The sequence below is a fragment of the Pseudomonas sp. NY15181 genome (genome assembly GCF_048068055.1).
Classification (GTDB): Bacteria; Pseudomonadota; Gammaproteobacteria; order Pseudomonadales; family Pseudomonadaceae; genus Pseudomonas.
In genome coordinates this window covers 207,874-224,616 of record NZ_JBLUPT010000006.1, presented here as the reverse complement: position 1 = coordinate 224,616, position 16,743 = coordinate 207,874, and the positions used below count along the sequence as shown (strand labels likewise).

The following is a 16,743-nucleotide window of genomic DNA, read 5'->3' as shown; positions in this document are numbered from 1 at the left end:
CGATCGTTCCAATCGGGGATATACGTGAAGGACAAGATGAAGGCATTCGCAGGCATTTTCAAGCCCGCGAAGCGGCCGGATTACCGGCCGCGGTATTGCGGAGAAACTCAGCTGGCGGAAGGACGCTGAGTAAAGACCTGATCGATCAGGCCGTAGCCGACAGCCTCTTCGCCGCTCATGAAGCGGTCGCGATCGGTGTCGCGGGCGATGACATCCAGCGGCTGGCCGGTGTGATGCGCCAGCACCTGGTTCAGGCGCTCCTTGATGAAGAGGATTTCCTTGGCGTGGATCTCGATGTCCGAGGCCTGGCCCTGGAAGCCGCCCAGCGGCTGGTGGATCATCATGCGCGAATGCGGCAGGCAGTAGCGCTTGCCAGCGGCGCCGCCGGCCAGCAGCAGGGCACCCATGCTGCACGCCTGGCCCACGCAGATGGTGGACACGTCGGGCTTGATGAACTGCATGGTGTCGTAGATCGACATGCCGGCAGTCACGGAGCCGCCCGGGGAGTTGATGTAGAGGTGGATATCCTTGTCCGGATTCTCGGCCTCGAGGAACAGCAGCTGGGCAACCACCAGGTTGGCCATGTAGTCCTCGACCTGGCCGACCAGGAAGATGATCCGCTCCTTCAGGAGGCGCGAATAGATGTCGTAGGAACGCTCACCGCGGGCGGATTGCTCCACCACCATCGGCACCAGACCACCAGCGGCCTGAATGTTCGGAACTTGCGGCATATAAGGATTATGCATGTCCGACGATCACTCCCTAATAAAAAGTCATGTCTCTATAGACGCACAAGCCAGCCCGAAGGCTGGCTTGTGACAATCGAACGAAGCGCTGGATCAGGCCGCTTGCGGAGCTTCAGCAGGCTTGACCGCGTCTTCGTAGGATACCTGCTTGTCGGTCACATTGGCCTTCTGCAAGACAGTATCTACAACTTGTTCTTCCAGTACAACCGAACGGACTTCGTTCAGTTGCTGGTCGTTCTTGTAGTACCAGGCAACAACTTGTTCCGGCTCCTGATAAGCGGAAGCCATCTCTTCGATCATTTCGCGAACGCGGGCTTCGTCGGCCTTCAGTTCATGCTGCTTGACCAGCTCGGCGACGATCAGACCCAGCACGACGCGGCGCTTGGCCTGCTCTTCGAACAGCTCAGCCGGCAGCTGGTCCGGCTTGATGTTGCCGCCGAACTGCTGAACGGCCTGCACGCGCAGACGGTTGACTTCGTTGCCGATCAGGGCCTTCGGAACTTCGATCGGGTTGGTCTCGACCAGACCTTCCATCACTTGGTTCTTCACCTTGGACTTGATGGCCTGACGCAGTTCACGCTCCATGTTCTTGCGAACTTCGGTGCGGAAACCTTCCAGAGTGCTTTCCTTCACGCCGAACAGAGCGAAGAACTCTTCGTTCAGTTCCGGCAGCTTGGGCTCGGCAACGCTGTTGACGGTAACGGCGAACTCGGCGGCTTTGCCGGCCAGGTCCAGGTTCTGGTAGTCCTCGGGGAAGGTCACGTTCAGAACGCGCTCTTCACCGGCCTTGGCGCCGACCAGGCCTTCTTCGAAGCCCGGAATCATGCGGCCGGAGCCCAGCACCAGCAGGGTGCCCTTGGCGGAACCGCCAGCGAACGCTTCGCCGTCGATCTTGCCGACGAAGTCGATGTTCACCTGGTCGTCGTTCTGAGCGGCGCGGTCAACAGCTTCGAAACGGGTGTTCTGCTTGCGCAGGATGTCCAGCATGTTGTCGAGGTCTGCATCGGCCACGTCGGCCTGCAGGCGCTCGACCTTGATGCCGTCGAAACCGGCAACCTGGAACTCGGGGAAGACTTCGAAGGTAGCGACGTACTCGAGGCCCTTCTCCTTCTCGAACACTTTCGGCTCGACAGACGGAGCACCGGCCGGGTTCAACTTCTGCTCGACTACGGCTTCGTAGAAGGTTTCCTGGATCAGGTCACCGAGAGCTTCCTGACGAGCGGAGGCTTCGTAGCGCTGACGGATGACGCTCATCGGCACCTTGCCGGGACGGAAGCCAGGAACCTTGGCGCGACGAGCGGTCTGCTGCAGACGCTTGTTGACTTCGGTCTCGATACGCTCGGCCGGCACGCCAACGGTCATGCGGCGCTCAAGAGCGGAGGTGCTTTCAACGGAAACTTGCATGGATATTCCTCGTGGCACAGACGTAAGCCGGTCCTCCCGGCTCCCAGAATCAAGGGCAAGCATTCTAGTAGCTAGAATTGCAGAAGTCACCCAGGCCGGAAGCTGCAGAGATTCACGGATGCGAGAGCTTATGGAAAGAAGATGGTGCGGACGGAGAGACTCGAACTCTCACAGCTTGCGCCACTGGAACCTAAATCCAGCGTGTCTACCAATTTCACCACGTCCGCAGGGTACCGCAGAAACGAAAACGCCAGGCTCTAGGCCTGGCGCTTCGGAATATGGGGTGGACGATGGGAATCGAACCCACGACACCAGGAGCCACAATCCTGTGCTCTACCAACTGAGCTACGCCCACCATATTACACTTGCTTGTACCGAACGCCACTTGGCGCACCCGGCAGGACTCGAACCTGCGACCATCCGCTTAGAAGGCGGATGCTCTATCCAGCTGAGCTACGGGCGCTTTAGTGGCGGCAACCCTTGCTAAGCAGACCCAGTGGAACCACTGAATCGGTTGGCACCGCCTCTTTCGTGTTTCAGGCTGTGCTCGGCAAGCGGGGCGCATGTTATCGATGCGCCTATACCTCGTCAACAACTTTTTTAAAAAAAATTCAAAGAGATAAAGGAGTTACGGCAAATCGAGGGTGCCCGCCTTTGCCTTATGAAGGCAGCGTGCGAAAATGCGCGCCATCTTTTCACCCGCCTTAATGGTTATCCCCCCGACATGACTGCAAAACTGATCGACGGCAAAGCGATCGCCGCCAGCCTCCGCCAGCAGATTGCCCAACGCGTCAACGAACGCCGCCAGCAAGGACTGCGCATTCCTGGCCTGGCCGTGATCCTGGTCGGCAGCGATCCCGCCTCTCAAGTCTATGTCGCGCACAAGCGCAAGGACTGTGAAGAGGTCGGTTTCCTCTCCCAGGCGTACGACCTCCCCGCCAGCACCACCCAGGAAGAGCTGCTGGCCCTGATCGACCGCCTGAACGCCGATCCGGCCATCGACGGCATTCTGGTTCAGCTCCCCCTCCCCGCCCACCTCGATGCCTCCCAACTGCTAGAGCGCATCAGTCCGGACAAGGACGTGGACGGATTCCACCCCTTCAATATCGGCCGCCTGGCCCAGCGCATCCCGCTGCTGCGCCCCTGCACCCCGAAGGGCATCATGACCCTGCTGGAAAGCACCGGCGTCGATCTGTACGGCATGGATGCGGTGGTGGTGGGTGCGTCCAACATCGTCGGGCGCCCGATGGCGCTGGAACTGCTGCTGGGCGGCTGCACCGTCACCGTGACCCACCGCTTCACCCGCGACCTGGCCGATCACGTGCGCCGTGCCGACCTGGTGGTCGTGGCCGCCGGCAAGCCGGGCCTGGTCAAGGGCGAGTGGATCAAGGAAGGCGCCATCGTCATCGACGTGGGCATCAACCGCCAGGAAGACGGCAAGCTGGTGGGCGACGTGGAATATGACGTGGCCGCCGAGCGCGCCAGCTGGATTACCCCGGTTCCGGGCGGCGTCGGCCCCATGACCCGCGCCTGCCTGCTGGAAAACACCCTGTACGCCGCCGAACACCTGCACACCTGATACATTCGCGACGCACAAGAAAAAGGCCGCTGATCAGCGGCCTTTTTCATTTCCAGGAGGCAATTACTCGGCGAGGCGCCAGGTCGTACCGCCCTTGCCGTCTTCCAGCACCACGCCCAGAGCGGTCAGCTCATCACGGATGCGGTCGGACTCGGCCCAGTTCTTCGCCGCGCGGGCATCCAGGCGCGCCTGGATCAGCGCTTCGACCCGTGCAGCGTCGACCTTGCCCGTCGCGCCGGCCTGGAGGAACTCGTCCGCATCCAGCTGCAGCACGCCCAGCAGGCCGGCCAGCTCACGCAGGCGTGCCGCCAGACCCGCGGCCGCTGCCGGCTCGCTATCCCGAAGACGGTTGATCTCGCGCGCCATCTCGAACAGCACGGCCACGGCTTCCGGCGTACCGAAGTCGTCATCCATCGCTGCAGCGAATCGCTCGACGAAAGCCTCGCCACCCTCGGCGGCAACCTGAGGCAGACCACGCAGCGCGGTATAGAAACGCTCCAGCGCGCCCTTGGCTTCCTTCAGATTGTCTTCGGAGTAGTTGATCGGGCTGCGATAGTGGCTGGACACCAGCAGGAAGCGCACGACTTCCGGATGGTATTTCTCCAGCACCTCGCGGATGGTAAAGAAGTTGCCCAGGGACTTGGACATCTTCTCGCCGTCCACGCGCACCGCACCGGCGTGCATCCAGCTGGCCGCGTAGAGCTTGCCGGTGGCCGCCTCGCTCTGGGCGATCTCGTTCTCGTGGTGCGGGAACACCAGGTCCGGGCCGCCGCCGTGGATGTCGAAGGTCTCGCCCAGGCAGCAGGTGGACATCACCGAGCACTCGATGTGCCAGCCCGGACGACCGGCGCCCCAGGGCGACTCCCAGCTCGGCTCGCCCGGCTTTGCACCTTTCCAGAGCACGAAGTCCAGCGGGTCTTCCTTGGATTCGTCGACCTCGATCCGCGCGCCGATGCGCAGATCTTCGATCTTCTTGCGCGACAGCTTGCCGTAGCCGGCGAACTTGCCGACCCGGTAGTAGACGTCACCGTTGCCCGGCGCGTAGGCGTAGCCCTTGTCGATCAGGGTCTGGATCATCTCGTGCATGCCGACGATGTGGCCGGTGGCGCGCGGCTCGATGTCCGGACGCAGGACCGACAGGCGCGCCTCATCCTCGTGCATCGCGGCGATCATGCGGGCGGTCAGGTCTTCGAACGATTCGCCGTTCTCTTGGGCGCGACGGATGATCTTGTCGTCGATGTCGGTGATGTTGCGCACATAGGTCAGGTCATAGCCGCGATGGCGCAGCCAGCGGGCGATCACGTCGAACGCCACCATCACCCGGGCATGGCCGATGTGACAGAAGTCGTAGACGGTCATGCCGCACACGTACATGCGCACCTGGTTGCCGACCAGCGGCTTGAAGGCGTCCTTGGTCTTGGACAGCGTGCTGTAGATCTGCAAGTCAGCCATGCCTCACTGCCCCCAGGAATCGCGCAGGGTCACGGTGCGGTTGAACACCAGGGCGCCGTGCTTGGAATCCTTCGAATCGGCGCAGAAGTAACCCTCGCGCTCGAACTGGAAGCGGTCGACCGCGGTGGCGCCGGCCAGCGACGGCTCGGCGCGGCAGCCCTTGAGCACCACCAGGGATTCCGGGTTGATGTTGTCGAGGAAGCTGCCGCCCTCTTCCGACTTCTCCGGATTGGCGGAGCGGAACAGGCGGTCGTACAGGCGCACTTCGCACTCTACGCTCTCGGCGGCCGGCACCCAGTGGATCACACCCTTGACCTTGCGGCCCTCGGGGTTCTTGCCCAGGGTGTTTTCGTCGTAGCTGCAACGCAGTTCGACGATGTTGCCGTCGGCATCCTTGATCGCTTCGTCGGCGCGAATCACATAGCTGCCGCGTAGGCGCACTTCGCCACCCGGGATCAGGCGCTTGTAGCCGGCCGGCGGCACTTCTTCGAAGTCGCTGGCGTCGATGTAGATCTCGCGGCTGAACGGCAGCACGCGCATGCCCATGTCCTGCTTCGGATGGCACGGCAGTTCGAGGCTCTCGACCTGGCCTTCCGGGTAGTTGGTGATCACTACCTTCAGCGGCTTGAGCACGCACATGGCGCGGCCGGCATTGGCGTCCAGGTCGTCACGGATGGCGAATTCCAGCATGCCGATGTCCACCACGCCGCCAGCGCGGTTCACGCCGATCATGTCGCAGAAGGTGCGGATCGACGCCGGGGTGTAGCCGCGACGGCGGTAGCCGGACAGGGTCGACATGCGCGGGTCATCCCAGCCGTCGACGTGCTTCTCGTCCACCAGCTGCTTGAGCTTGCGCTTGCTGGTGATGGTGTAGTTCAGGTTCAGGCGTGCGAATTCGTACTGGCGCGGCTGGGCCGGGACCGGCAGGTTGGCCAGGAACCACTCGTACAGCGGGCGGTGATCCTCGAACTCCAGGGTGCAGATGGAGTGGGTGATGCCCTCGATGGAGTCCGACTGGCCGTGGGTGAAGTCGTAGCTGGGGTAGATGCACCACTTGTCGCCGGTCTGGTGGTGATGGGCGTGGCGGATGCGGTAGAGGATCGGGTCGCGTAGGTTGATGTTCGGCGAGGCCATGTCGATCTTGGCGCGCAGCGAACGGGCGCCGTCCGGGAATTCGCCGGCCTTCATGCGGGCGAACAGGTCCAGGTTCTCTTCCACCGAACGGTCGCGGAACGGGCTGTTCTTGCCCGGCTCGGTCAGGGAACCACGGTAGGCGCGCATTTCCTCGGCATTGAGGTCGCAGACGAAAGCCTTGCCGGCCTTGATCAGCTCGACGGCCCAGGCGTGCAGCTGGTCGAAGTAGCTGGACGCATAGCGCACCGGGCCGACCCAGTCGAAGCCCAGCCACTTCACATCGGCTTCGATGGCGTCGATGTATTCCTGGTCTTCCTTCGCCGGGTTGGTGTCGTCGAAGCGCAGGTGGCAGTCACCGCCGAACTCCTTGGCCAGGCCGAAGTTCAGACAGATGGACTTGGCGTGGCCGATGTGCAGGTAGCCGTTGGGCTCCGGCGGGAAGCGGGTGACGATCTTCTGGTGCTTGCCACTTTCCAGGTCGGCCGCAACGATCGGGCGCAGGAAGTTGGCGGCAACAGTGGCTTCTTTCGTATCGGCGGTAGGCTTGCTCATGGTGTCCTTGATCATGCTGGTGTTCGGCCAGGGTAGGCCAGCCAAACCAAAGCGCTTATCATAGCCGAAGCTGTCAACCCCCTGACAGGCCTTCGATTTTTCCAACCAGCGGAATTCCCTGATGACTACCACCGTCAAACTGCAGACCAACTTCGGCGATATCACCCTCGAACTCTTCGACGACAAGGCGCCGGAAACCGTGGCCAACTTCAAGGAGTACGTGAAGGCCGGCCATTACGACAACACCGTTTTCCACCGTGTGATCAACAACTTCATGATCCAGGGCGGCGGTTTCGAGCCGGGCATGAAGCAGAAGAGCACCAACAAGCCGATCAAGAACGAAGCCAACAACGGCGTGGGCAACAAGATCGGCACCGTCGCCATGGCCCGCACCATGGAGCCGCACTCGGCCAGCGCGCAGTTCTTCATCAACGTTGCCGACAACGACTTCCTCAACCACAGCGCGCCGACCGTGCAGGGCTGGGGCTACTGCGTGTTCGGCCAGGTGAAGGACGGCATGGACGTGGTCAACAAGATCAAGGGCGTGGCCACCACCATGCGCGCAGGCCACCAGGACGTACCGGCCGACGACGTGATCATCGAGAAAGCCGAAATCCTCGGCGAGTGAGTCGATGAGCGTCCTGTTCATCTCGGACCTGCATCTCGAAGCGGAACGCCCGGACATCACCCGGGCGTTCTTGCATTTCCTGGCCACCCGCGCACGCACAGCCCAAGCGCTGTACATCCTCGGCGACTTCTTCGAAGCCTGGATCGGCGACGACGGCATGGACGAGTTCCAGCACTCCATCGCCCGCGCCCTGCGGGAGCTTTCCGACAGCGGCACGCGCATCTACCTGATGCACGGCAATCGCGACTTTCTGATCGGCAAGGCGTTCTGCCGCGAAGCGGGGTGTACCCTGTTGCGCGATCCGAGCCTTATCGACCTGGGCGGCGAAAAAGTCCTGCTGATGCACGGCGACAGCCTGTGTACCTTGGACGCGGCCTACATGAAGCTGCGCCGCTGGCTGCGCAACCCGCTGACCCTGTTCATCCTGCGCAACCTGCCACTGGCCACTCGCCACAAGCTGGCGCGCAAGCTGCGCAAGGAAAGCCGTGCGCAGACCAGCATGAAAGCCAGCGAGATCGTCGACGTCACCCCCGCGGAAGTGGAGCGCATCATGCGCGACAAGGGCGTGCGCATCCTGATTCATGGCCACACCCATCGCCCCGCCGTGCACGACCTGGAGATCGACGGGCGGGCCGCCCGACGCATCGTCCTCGGCGACTGGGACCGCCAGGGCTGGGCCCTGGAAGCCGACGACCAGGGGTTTCAGCAGGCGCCCTTTCCGCTCTGAAATTTCCGGCCACGCTCCGAGCGGCCGTTCGGAGCAACCCGCCCTGCACTATCAGACGTTTCCCCTTGACCGACAGGCATGGCCTTACGCAGCATCGCCGCTCTGCTCATTCAAGGAAGAACCATGCTGCCATCCAAGGAAAGTCTCATCAAATATGCCGCCGCACCCCTGGCGGTGGCCGCCGCCGGCTTCATCCTGTTCAACGGGATCTTCTTCTATAACGAAGCCGGCTACATGACCCACGTGCGCACCATCTTCGGCGACGAGAAGATCGTCGACGACGTGGGCTACGCCACCAAGTGGTTCGGCCGCGCCACCACCTGGAAGAAGGCCATCAGCGTGCAGTCCGTGCTGGCCATGGACGAGAACGACAACAATCCGGACAACGACGCCCTGGGCGCCACCATCGAGGCCTTCCCGATCGTCTTCCTCGGCAACGTCGATGCCAAGGTCGAATCCTCGGCGCGCTTCCGCCTGCCCGGCGGCGACCAGTTCCTGAAGATGGCCCAGGAATACCGCAACCCGGACAACTTCATCCGCACAGCACTGGTCCCGGCGATCAAGGAAACCCTGCAGGCCACTGCCTCGCTGATGACCGCCGACGATTACTACGCCGGCGCCCGCAGCGAATTCGCCGCGGAGTTCGAAAACCAGCTCAATGACGGCCTGTACCTGATCAAGCGCAAGGAAGTCCGCGGCCCGCGCGGCGCCCTGCCCCACCAGACCGCCATCCTCCAGGCCGGCACCGAACAGGGCAGCTTCGGCGACAACAACGCCAGCCAGTTCGTCACCGAGAAAGTCACCGACGCCAAGGGCATTCCGGTGCGCAAGCAGCAGCAATTCCGCAAGTTCGGCGTGGAAGTGGTGGAAGCGCGCATCACCAACGTCGACCCCAACCCGCAGTACAAGCAGCGCATGGTCAAGGTGCAACAGGCCCTGGCCGAGCTGGCCGTCGCCCGTCAGAACCGCCTGAAGGAAGAGGAAGAGAAGCTGCTGGTCACCGCCCGTGGCGAGAAGGAAGTGGAAGCCAAGCGCCAGGAGACCCTGCGCGACCAGATCGAGCGCACCACCCAGGCGGAAACCGACAAGCAACTGGCTGTGATCAATGCCGAGCGCGAAAAGCAGCGCGCCGAGATCGAGAAACAGACCGCCGAACTGTTGCGCGACAAGGCCGCCGTGACCGCCCAGGCCACCAAGATCACCGCCGATGCCGACGCCTACGCCCGTGAAGCGGTGATCAAGGCGGACGGCGCGCTGCAGCCCAAGCTCGACGCCCTGATCGCCATCAACAAGGTATGGGCCGAGGCTGCCGCCCAGGCGCCGGTGCCCAACGTGATGATGGCGGGCGGTCCGACCGGGGCCAGCAGCCGCCAGGACGAAATCGGCCAGTTGATGGGCGTACTGGCCACCAAGGCAGCGCGCGATCTGGCGCTGGACCTGAAGGTGAAGGACTGAGCCTGAATCGGAATCCCAACCTGTAGGAGCGAGCTTGCTCGCGAACAAACTTCCCGGCCACCTCCGATGCTGAGGCGGTTCGCGAGCATGCTCGCTCCTACAAAAAAGCAGCAAAGAAAAAGCGCCCATCAGGGCGCTTTTTTCATTCTGGCGGGCAGGTCAGGCCGCCAGCTCGCTGGGCACACCGCTATGGAAGCGGAATTCGCTGTCCGGCGAGCGGATCAGCTCGGCCTCGACCTCGCGAATCTCGATCACCCGGCGATCGATGTCGGCATCGTCGCCATAACGGCGCGCCAGGCTCAGGTAACCCTGGAAATGCCGCGCCTCGGACTTGAGCAACGAGCCGTAGAACTTGGCCAGATCCGCATCCAGATGATCCACCAGCGCAGCAAAACGCTCGCAGCTGCGGCATTCGATGAAGGCGCCGACGATCAGGGTATCCACCAGCTTGTGCGGTTCATGATTGCGCACCACGGAGCGCAGGCCGGAGGCGTAGCGGCTGGCGGAGATCGGCCGCAGCGGAATGCCGCGCTTCTTCAGGATCGCCAGCACCTGCTCGTGGTGGCGCAGCTCCTCGCGGGCCAGGCGCGACATGAAGTTCACCAGCTCCTCGTGGGCGCTGTACTTGGCGATCAGGGCCAGGGCCGTGCTGGCGGCCTTGAACTCGTTGTTCTTGTGGTCGATCAGCATCACCGCCTGATCCCGCAGCGCGGCTTCCACCCACGCATCCGGCGTGGCACAACCGAGGAAATCCCTGATTTCAGACAACATGTTCAACTCCAATGAAGCGTTCCACCGGCTGGCCGGTGTCATAAATGCGGGGCATTATACGAATGCCGCCGCGCGGAACCAGCACCCGCCCTTGATATGCCTCAACGTCATGACGACGATATCCCGACTACAGTTGTTCCACATAAACAACGCGCACGAAGGGAGACGATCATGCAAGCCATCCGTAGCATCCTCGTAGTCGTGGACCCCGACCAGCCGGACGGTCTCGCCCTGAAACGGGCCCGCCTGATCGCCAGCGTCACCCAGTCCCACCTGCATCTGCTGGCCTGCGAGAAGCGCGGCGACTTGAGCGCGGCCCTCGAAGAGATCACTCAGGGGCTGCGCGAGGAAGGCTTCAGCGCTTCCAGCCGGCAGGCCTGGAAGGACGGCCTGCACCAGACCATCATCGCCGAACAGCAGGCCGAAGGCTGCGGCCTGGTGATCAAGCAGCACACCCCCGACAACCCCCTGAAGAAGGCGCTGCTGACCCCGGACGACTGGAAACTGCTGCGCCACTGCCCCTCCCCCGTGCTGCTGGTGAAAACCAACCAGCCCTGGGCCGGGCGCAACATCCTCGCGGCGGTGGACGTGGGCAACAGCGACACCGAACACCGCACCCTGCACGCCGGCATCGTCAGTCACGCATACGACATTGCCGGGCTGGCCCACGGCGAGCTGCACGTGATCAGCGCCCATCCCTCCCCCATGCTGTCGGCCGCCGACCCGACCTTCCAGCTCAGCGAAACCATCGAAGCGAAGTACCGCGAGGCCTGTCGGGCGTTCCAGGCCGAGTACGGCGTCGACAACGACCACCTGCACATCGAGGAGGGTCCGGCCGACATACTCATCCCGCGCGCGGCGCACAACCTGACGGCTGCCGTCACGGTGATCGGCAGCGTGGCCCGTACCGGCTTCTCCGGCGCGCTGATCGGCAACACTGCCGAGGTGGTGCTGGATGCGCTGGAAAGCGACGTTCTGGTGCTCAAGCCGGACGACATCATCGCCCATCTGGAAGAACTCGCCGCACAGACCTGACGGGACTCCGCCAGTGGTCGCAATGACGACGTGTAGGAGCGAGCTTGCTCGCGAACCATTTTCCGGCAACTGAGGCGCTGGGCGGTTCGCGAGCAAGCTCGCGCCTACAAATCCCCCACAAAAAAAGCCGCCCATCGGGCGGCTTTTTTCATCCAGACAACTTCAGACCCGCGACTCCATACCCTCGGCCAGGAAGCGCGGCGCGATGTAACGCTCGTAGTGCGCCTCGGAGAGGATGAAGAATTCCCTGTCGATGGCGTCGCGCAACTCCGGCAGCGGCCAGTCGCGGAATTCCGGCAGCAGCGCCAGGCCATAGGCCTCCACCTGGTTGATCATCCGCGAGCCGCGGGCGATCAGCTGGTAGGCCCAGCAATAGGGAGACTGGTCGGGAACGAAGCGAATCTGCCGCTGCTCCAGTTGCGCACGCAGGCGCTGCGGGTCGAAGACCTCCAGCTTGGCCATCATCACCTGGGTCAGCAGGACCTCCAGACGGCTCAGCACCGAGCGTTTCTCCTCGTCGCTATAGCCGTTCCAGTGCACCACTTCATGGTGGAAACGCTTGCAGCCACGGCAGACCAGGTCGCCGTAGACCGTCGAGCAGAGCCCGACACAGGGAGTTTTGATGCGCGAAGAAGACATGACGGAAGGCGTAGCGGGCAAAGCGGCATATTAGTGTCCGAGGGGGCTTCCCCGCAAACCGCATTGCCGTGTCGTCGGACGCGACCTTTGTCTAGGCGATATCACCCTTGCGGGGGTAGCAAATCGGCTTACCAACACCGTTTTTTTCCATTAGAATCCTTTCGCCTTTTTGGCGTCATTGTCCGAAAGAAGCTGTTTTCAAAGCGTCACGAAGCACAGATTCCGGCAGCCGCGCGGCCTGGGCGCTCCCCTCAAGCGTTCAGGCCCATCAGTCCCTGGCCACACCGGCGTAAAACTTTGAAAACAGCTTCTGCCCGGAGATCGCCGGTGCCGTCGTAGGTCAGTGGATTACCGTCCACCATGCCTGACGAATGGATCGGAAGGGTCTCCTGGATACGCGTCCTCCGGGACCACTGATGAGGGAAAAACTGTGCTTGAAGCCTACCGCAAACACGTAGAAGAGCGTGCCGCCCAGGGCGTCGTGCCCCAGCCGCTGAACGCCGAGCAGACCGCTGGTCTGGTCGAACTCCTGAAGAACCCGCCGGCCGGCGAAGAAGAATTCCTCCTCGATCTGATCACCAACCGCGTGCCGCCGGGCGTCGACGAAGCCGCCTACGTCAAGGCCGGTTTCCTCTCCGCCATCGCCAAGGGCGAAGCCACTTCCCCGCTGATCTCCAAATCCCGCGCCGTTGAGCTGCTGGGCACCATGCAGGGCGGCTACAACATCGCCACCATGGTCGAGCTGCTGGACAGCGCCGAGCTGGCCGGAGTCGCCGCCGAGCAACTCAAGCACACCCTGCTGATGTTCGACGCCTTCCACGACGTCGCTGAGCGCGCCAAGAAAGGCAACGCCGCCGCCAAGGCCGTGCTGCAGTCCTGGGCCGATGGCGAGTGGTTCAAGGCCAAGCCGGCCGTCGCCGAGAAGCTGACCCTGACCGTGTTCAAGGTCCCCGGCGAAACCAACACCGACGACCTGTCCCCCGCTCCGGACGCCTGGTCGCGCCCCGACATCCCGCTGCACGCCCTGGCCATGCTGAAAATGGCCCGCGACGGCATTGAGCCGGTCCAGCCGGGCGCCGTCGGTCCGCTGAAGCAGATCGAAGCCGTTAAAGCCAAAGGCTTCCCGGTCGCCTACGTCGGTGACGTGGTCGGCACCGGTTCGTCCCGTAAGTCCGCCACCAACTCGGTGCTGTGGTTCTTCGGCGACGACATCCCTTACGTTCCGAACAAGCGTGCCGGCGGCTTCTGCTTCGGCACCAAGATCGCCCCGATCTTCTACAACACCATGGAAGACGCCGGCGCCCTGCCGATCGAATTCGACTGCACCAACCTGGCCATGGGCGACGTCATCGACGTGTACCCGTACGAAGGCAAGGTCGTGCGTCATGACAGCGGCGAAGTGGTCACCACCTTCGAGCTGAAGACCCCGGTTCTGCTGGACGAAGTCCGCGCCGGCGGCCGTATCCCGCTGATCGTTGGCCGTGGCCTGACCGAGAAGGCCCGCGCCGAGCTGGGTCTGAGCGCCTCCGACCTGTTCAAGAAGCCGGAAGCGCCGGCCGACAGCGGCAAGGGCTTCACCCTCGCCCAGAAGATGGTTGGCCGTGCTTGCGGCCTGGCCGAAGGCCAGGGCGTGCGTCCGGGCACCTACTGCGAACCGAAGATGACCACCGTCGGTTCCCAGGACACCACCGGCCCGATGACCCGCGACGAGCTGAAAGACCTGGCTTGCCTGGGCTTCTCCGCCGACCTGGTGATGCAGTCCTTCTGCCACACCGCCGCTTATCCGAAGCCGATCGACGTCAAGACCCACCACACCCTGCCGGACTTCATCATGACCCGCGGCGGTGTCTCCCTGCGTCCGGGCGACGGCATCATCCACAGCTGGCTGAACCGCATGCTGCTGCCCGACACCGTCGGCACCGGCGGCGACTCGCACACCCGCTTCCCGATCGGCATCAGCTTCCCGGCCGGTTCCGGCCTGGTCGCCTTCGCCGCTGCCACCGGCGTCATGCCGCTGGACATGCCGGAATCGGTTCTGGTGCGTTTCAAGGGCAAGCTGCAACCGGGCATCACCCTGCGTGACCTGGTCCATGCCATCCCCTACTACGCCATCCAGGCCGGCCTGCTGACCGTCGAGAAGAAGGGCAAGAAGAACATCTTCTCCGGCCGCATCCTCGAGATCGAAGGTCTGAACGACCTGACCGTCGAACAAGCCTTCGAGCTGTCCGACGCCTCCGCCGAGCGTTCGGCTGCCGGTTGCACCATCAAGCTGCCGGAAGAGGCCATCGCCGAGTACCTGAAGTCCAACATCACCCTGCTGCGCTGGATGATCGGCGAAGGCTACGGCGACGCCCGCACCCTGGAGCGCCGCGCGCAAGCGATGGAAGCCTGGCTGGCCAACCCGCAGTTGCTGGAAGCCGACAAGGACGCCGAGTACGCCGCGGTCATCGAGATCGACCTGGCCGACGTCAAGGAGCCGGTACTCTGCGCTCCGAACGACCCGGACGACGCTCGTCTGCTGTCCAGCGTCGAAGGCCGCAAGATCGATGAAGTCTTCATCGGTTCCTGCATGACCAACATCGGTCACTTCCGCGCTGCCGGCAAACTGCTGGACAAGGTCAAGGGTGGCATTCCGACCCGTCTGTGGCTGGCTCCGCCGACCAAGATGGACGCCCACCAGCTGACCGAGGAAGGCTACTACGGCATCTACGGCAAGGCTGGCGCGCGCATGGAAATGCCGGGCTGCTCGCTGTGCATGGGTAACCAGGCTCGCGTACAGACCGGTTCGACCGTGGTCTCCACCTCGACCCGTAACTTCCCGAACCGCCTGGGCGACGCCACCGACGTGTTCCTGGCATCCGCCGAGCTGGCCGCTGTCGCTTCGATCATCGGCAAGCTGCCGACCGTCGAGGAGTACATGGCCTACGCGAAGGACATCGACAGCATGTCTGCCGATATCTACCGCTACCTGAGCTTCGACCAGATCGCCGAGTTCCGCGAAGCTGCAGCCAACGCGAAGATCCCGGCCGTCCAGGTCTGAGACTCCTAGCGTGATGAAAAGCCCCGCCCCGTGCGGGGCTTTTCTTTTGCAGCGCCCGAAACAGAGCGGCCCGCACCGCTACTCACGATGGGGCTAATACTTATTGACCGTTGCGCCTGCGGCCCGCCTGTCTAAGGTGTCAGCAGGCCCTGCCCATATCCGTGCTCAGGTGCCCTTGATGGAACCCTCCAGAGGTGCGCTCCCTTCCTCTGAGCCCCGCCCTTGCGGCGGGGCTTGTTTTTTCCGCCGCATCTGGCACACGCCTTGCTGTACGCCCAGCAACAGGCAGCCCAACGTCGGGCCCTGAAAGACGATGACGTCGCCTCCCCGCCCAGCGACGGCTGGTGGAGCGGCGCCCTTTGCCTTCAGAGGTGGAAATGATCGACAGCACAAGCGGCCGCCCGGACAGCCTGGCCTGGGTCGCCGGCTCCGACGCCCCGGAAAAGAGCGCACTGAACCTGGGCTTCATGGCCCTCACCGACTCCGCGTCCCTGGTGGTCGCCGCCACCCAGGGCTTCGCCCAACCCTACGGCCTGACCCTCAACCTGCAGCGGCAAAGCTCCTGGGCCGGCCTGCGCGATCGCCTGCTCAGCGGCGAACTGGACGCGGCGCAGGGGCTCTACGGCCTGATCTACGGCATGCAGCTCGGCCTGGGCGGCGCCCCCGCCACCGAGATGGCCGTGCTCATGGGGCTGTGCCAGAACGGCCAGTCGATCAATCTTTCCGCACCACTGATGCGCGACGGCGTGACCTGCGCTGAAGCACTCCGCCAGCATGCGCGCCACAACGGTGCGCCGCTGACCCTGGCGCACACCTTCCCCACCGGCACCCACGCACTCTGGCTGTACTACTGGCTGGCCAGCCACGGCATCCACCCGCTGCGCGACGTGCGCTCGCTGGTGGTGCCGCCGGCACAGATGGTGGAACACCTGAAGGCTGGGCGCATCGACGGCTTCTGCGCCGGCGGCCCCTGGGGCGCGCTGGCGGTGGATGAAGGCCTGGGCTTCACCCTGGCGACCAGCCAGCAGATCTGGCCGGACCACCCGGAAAAGGTGCTGGGCACCACCCGCGCCTTCGTCGAGCAATACCCCAACACCGCCCGCGCCCTGGTGATGAGCATCCTCGATGCCAGCCGCTTCATCGAGGCCAGCGAGGACAACCTGCGCGGTGCGGCACAGCTGATCAGCGGCCAGGAGTATGTCGACGCGCCGCTCTCCAGCATCGAGCCACGCCTGCTCGGCCGCTACCAGGACGGCCTCGGCCACGCCTGGCAGGATGCCCATCCACTGCGCTTCTTCGACGGCGGCCAGGCCAACTTCCCCTGGCTGTCCGACGGCATGTGGTTCATGACCCAGTTCCGCCGCTGGGGCCTGCTGCGCGAAGACGTCGACTACCTGGGCATCGCCCGCCAGGTGCAACAGCTCGCCCTGTACCGCCAGGCCGCCGAAGCCGTGGGCGTCGCTGTGCCGAGCGCCGACATGCGCCGCTCGACGCTGATCGACGGCCGCACCTGGGACGGCAGCGATCCGGCCGGCTATGCCCACAGCTTCGAATTGAACGCCCTGATGGAGCGAGGTTGAG

At 63.7% G+C, this 16,743-nt stretch carries 13 protein-coding genes and 3 tRNA genes; 7 read left to right on the top strand and 9 right to left on the bottom strand.

Annotated features, from left to right (window positions below; genetic code table 11):
- Positions 1-107 precede the first annotated feature (107 nt).
- From clpP to ACNFBT_RS16320, 5 genes are all read right to left on the bottom strand, one after another.
- Entirely contained in the window at positions 108-746 is a 639-nt protein-coding gene (gene clpP, locus ACNFBT_RS16340; RefSeq protein WP_416751032.1) for an ATP-dependent Clp endopeptidase proteolytic subunit ClpP, read from the bottom strand.
- 93 nt (positions 747-839) lie between these two features.
- Positions 840-2,150, bottom strand: coding sequence for a trigger factor (gene tig, locus ACNFBT_RS16335; RefSeq protein ID WP_416751031.1), 1,311 nt, complete (start codon positions 2,148-2,150; stop codon positions 840-842).
- Between the two features lie 142 nt (positions 2,151-2,292).
- Positions 2,293-2,377: transfer RNA gene (locus ACNFBT_RS16330), tRNA-Leu, on the bottom strand.
- Positions 2,378-2,429: 52 nt separating this feature from the next.
- A tRNA-His gene (locus ACNFBT_RS16325) sits at positions 2,430-2,505 on the bottom strand.
- Positions 2,506-2,536: 31 nt separating this feature from the next.
- Positions 2,537-2,613: transfer RNA gene (locus ACNFBT_RS16320), tRNA-Arg, on the bottom strand.
- A 261-nt stretch (positions 2,614-2,874) separates the two neighbouring features.
- Here ACNFBT_RS16320 and folD point away from each other — a divergent pair.
- The gene (gene folD / locus ACNFBT_RS16315) at positions 2,875-3,729 is read left to right on the top strand and encodes a bifunctional methylenetetrahydrofolate dehydrogenase/methenyltetrahydrofolate cyclohydrolase FolD (RefSeq protein WP_416751028.1); all 855 of its coding nucleotides are present in this window, start codon (positions 2,875-2,877) and stop codon (positions 3,727-3,729) included.
- A gap of 63 nt (positions 3,730-3,792) precedes the next feature.
- Here the strand turns inward: folD and cysS are convergent, their stop codons facing one another.
- Together cysS and ACNFBT_RS16305 are read right to left on the bottom strand one after the other, a co-directional pair.
- Positions 3,793-5,181, bottom strand: a complete 1,389-nt coding sequence (gene cysS, locus ACNFBT_RS16310) for a cysteine--tRNA ligase (RefSeq protein WP_416751026.1) — start codon at positions 5,179-5,181, stop codon at positions 3,793-3,795.
- A gap of 3 nt (positions 5,182-5,184) precedes the next feature.
- A complete protein-coding gene (locus ACNFBT_RS16305; RefSeq protein ID WP_416751215.1) occupies positions 5,185-6,867 on the bottom strand; it encodes a glutamine--tRNA ligase/YqeY domain fusion protein in 1,683 nt (560 codons plus the stop codon).
- Between the two features lie 121 nt (positions 6,868-6,988).
- Between ACNFBT_RS16305 and ACNFBT_RS16300 the strand changes: the two genes are divergently transcribed.
- The 3 genes from ACNFBT_RS16300 (at position 6,989) to ACNFBT_RS16290 (ending at position 9,677) form a co-directional block, all read left to right on the top strand.
- Entirely contained in the window at positions 6,989-7,495 is a 507-nt protein-coding gene (locus ACNFBT_RS16300; RefSeq protein WP_416751024.1) for a peptidylprolyl isomerase, read from the top strand.
- Positions 7,496-7,499: 4 nt separating this feature from the next.
- Complete coding sequence (lpxH, locus tag ACNFBT_RS16295; protein ID WP_416751022.1) at positions 7,500-8,222, top strand: UDP-2,3-diacylglucosamine diphosphatase; 723 nt, start codon at positions 7,500-7,502, stop codon at positions 8,220-8,222.
- A 123-nt stretch (positions 8,223-8,345) separates the two neighbouring features.
- A complete protein-coding gene (locus tag ACNFBT_RS16290) occupies positions 8,346-9,677 on the top strand; it encodes an SPFH domain-containing protein (RefSeq protein ID WP_416751020.1) in 1,332 nt (443 codons plus the stop codon).
- 159 nt (positions 9,678-9,836) lie between these two features.
- On the opposite strand, the gene ACNFBT_RS16285 is transcribed toward ACNFBT_RS16290, so the two are convergent.
- On the bottom strand, positions 9,837-10,448 hold the full coding sequence (locus tag ACNFBT_RS16285; protein ID WP_416751018.1) for a tRNA-(ms[2]io[6]A)-hydroxylase: 612 nt from the start codon (positions 10,446-10,448) through the stop codon (positions 9,837-9,839).
- Positions 10,449-10,619: 171 nt separating this feature from the next.
- Here ACNFBT_RS16285 and ACNFBT_RS16280 point away from each other — a divergent pair, with 171 nt between their 5' ends.
- A complete protein-coding gene (locus tag ACNFBT_RS16280; RefSeq protein WP_416751016.1) occupies positions 10,620-11,483 on the top strand; it encodes a universal stress protein in 864 nt (287 codons plus the stop codon).
- Positions 11,484-11,645: 162 nt separating this feature from the next.
- On the opposite strand, the gene ACNFBT_RS16275 is transcribed toward ACNFBT_RS16280, so the two are convergent.
- On the bottom strand, positions 11,646-12,122 hold the full coding sequence (locus ACNFBT_RS16275; protein ID WP_416751015.1) for a DUF1289 domain-containing protein: 477 nt from the start codon (positions 12,120-12,122) through the stop codon (positions 11,646-11,648).
- A gap of 430 nt (positions 12,123-12,552) precedes the next feature.
- Between ACNFBT_RS16275 and acnB the strand changes: the two genes are divergently transcribed.
- Complete coding sequence (gene acnB / locus ACNFBT_RS16270; RefSeq protein ID WP_416751013.1) at positions 12,553-15,162, top strand: bifunctional aconitate hydratase 2/2-methylisocitrate dehydratase; 2,610 nt, start codon at positions 12,553-12,555, stop codon at positions 15,160-15,162.
- Between the two features lie 377 nt (positions 15,163-15,539).
- Positions 15,540-16,742 carry a CmpA/NrtA family ABC transporter substrate-binding protein gene (locus ACNFBT_RS16265; RefSeq protein ID WP_416751011.1) on the top strand — a complete coding sequence of 401 codons (1,203 nt, stop codon included), beginning with the start codon at positions 15,540-15,542 and terminating at the stop codon, positions 16,740-16,742.
- Position 16,743 lies beyond the last annotated feature (1 nt).

Coding starts and splice junctions, on each gene's coding strand:
- clpP (WP_416751032.1), bottom strand. CDS start 746: ATGCATAATCCTTATATGCCGCAAGTTCCGAACATTCAGGCCGCTGGT.
- lpxH (WP_416751022.1), top strand. CDS start 7,500: ATGAGCGTCCTGTTCATCTCGGACCTGCATCTCGAAGCGGAACGCCCG.
- tig (WP_416751031.1), bottom strand. CDS start 2,150: ATGCAAGTTTCCGTTGAAAGCACCTCCGCTCTTGAGCGCCGCATGACC.
- cysS (WP_416751026.1), bottom strand. CDS start 5,181: ATGGCTGACTTGCAGATCTACAGCACGCTGTCCAAGACCAAGGACGCC.
- ACNFBT_RS16290 (WP_416751020.1), top strand. CDS start 8,346: ATGCTGCCATCCAAGGAAAGTCTCATCAAATATGCCGCCGCACCCCTG.
- ACNFBT_RS16285 (WP_416751018.1), bottom strand. CDS start 10,448: ATGTTGTCTGAAATCAGGGATTTCCTCGGTTGTGCCACGCCGGATGCG.
- ACNFBT_RS16300 (WP_416751024.1), top strand. CDS start 6,989: ATGACTACCACCGTCAAACTGCAGACCAACTTCGGCGATATCACCCTC.
- ACNFBT_RS16280 (WP_416751016.1), top strand. CDS start 10,620: ATGCAAGCCATCCGTAGCATCCTCGTAGTCGTGGACCCCGACCAGCCG.
- ACNFBT_RS16265 (WP_416751011.1), top strand. CDS start 15,540: ATGATCGACAGCACAAGCGGCCGCCCGGACAGCCTGGCCTGGGTCGCC.
- ACNFBT_RS16275 (WP_416751015.1), bottom strand. CDS start 12,122: ATGTCTTCTTCGCGCATCAAAACTCCCTGTGTCGGGCTCTGCTCGACG.
- ACNFBT_RS16305 (WP_416751215.1), bottom strand. CDS start 6,867: ATGAGCAAGCCTACCGCCGATACGAAAGAAGCCACTGTTGCCGCCAAC.
- folD (WP_416751028.1), top strand. CDS start 2,875: ATGACTGCAAAACTGATCGACGGCAAAGCGATCGCCGCCAGCCTCCGC.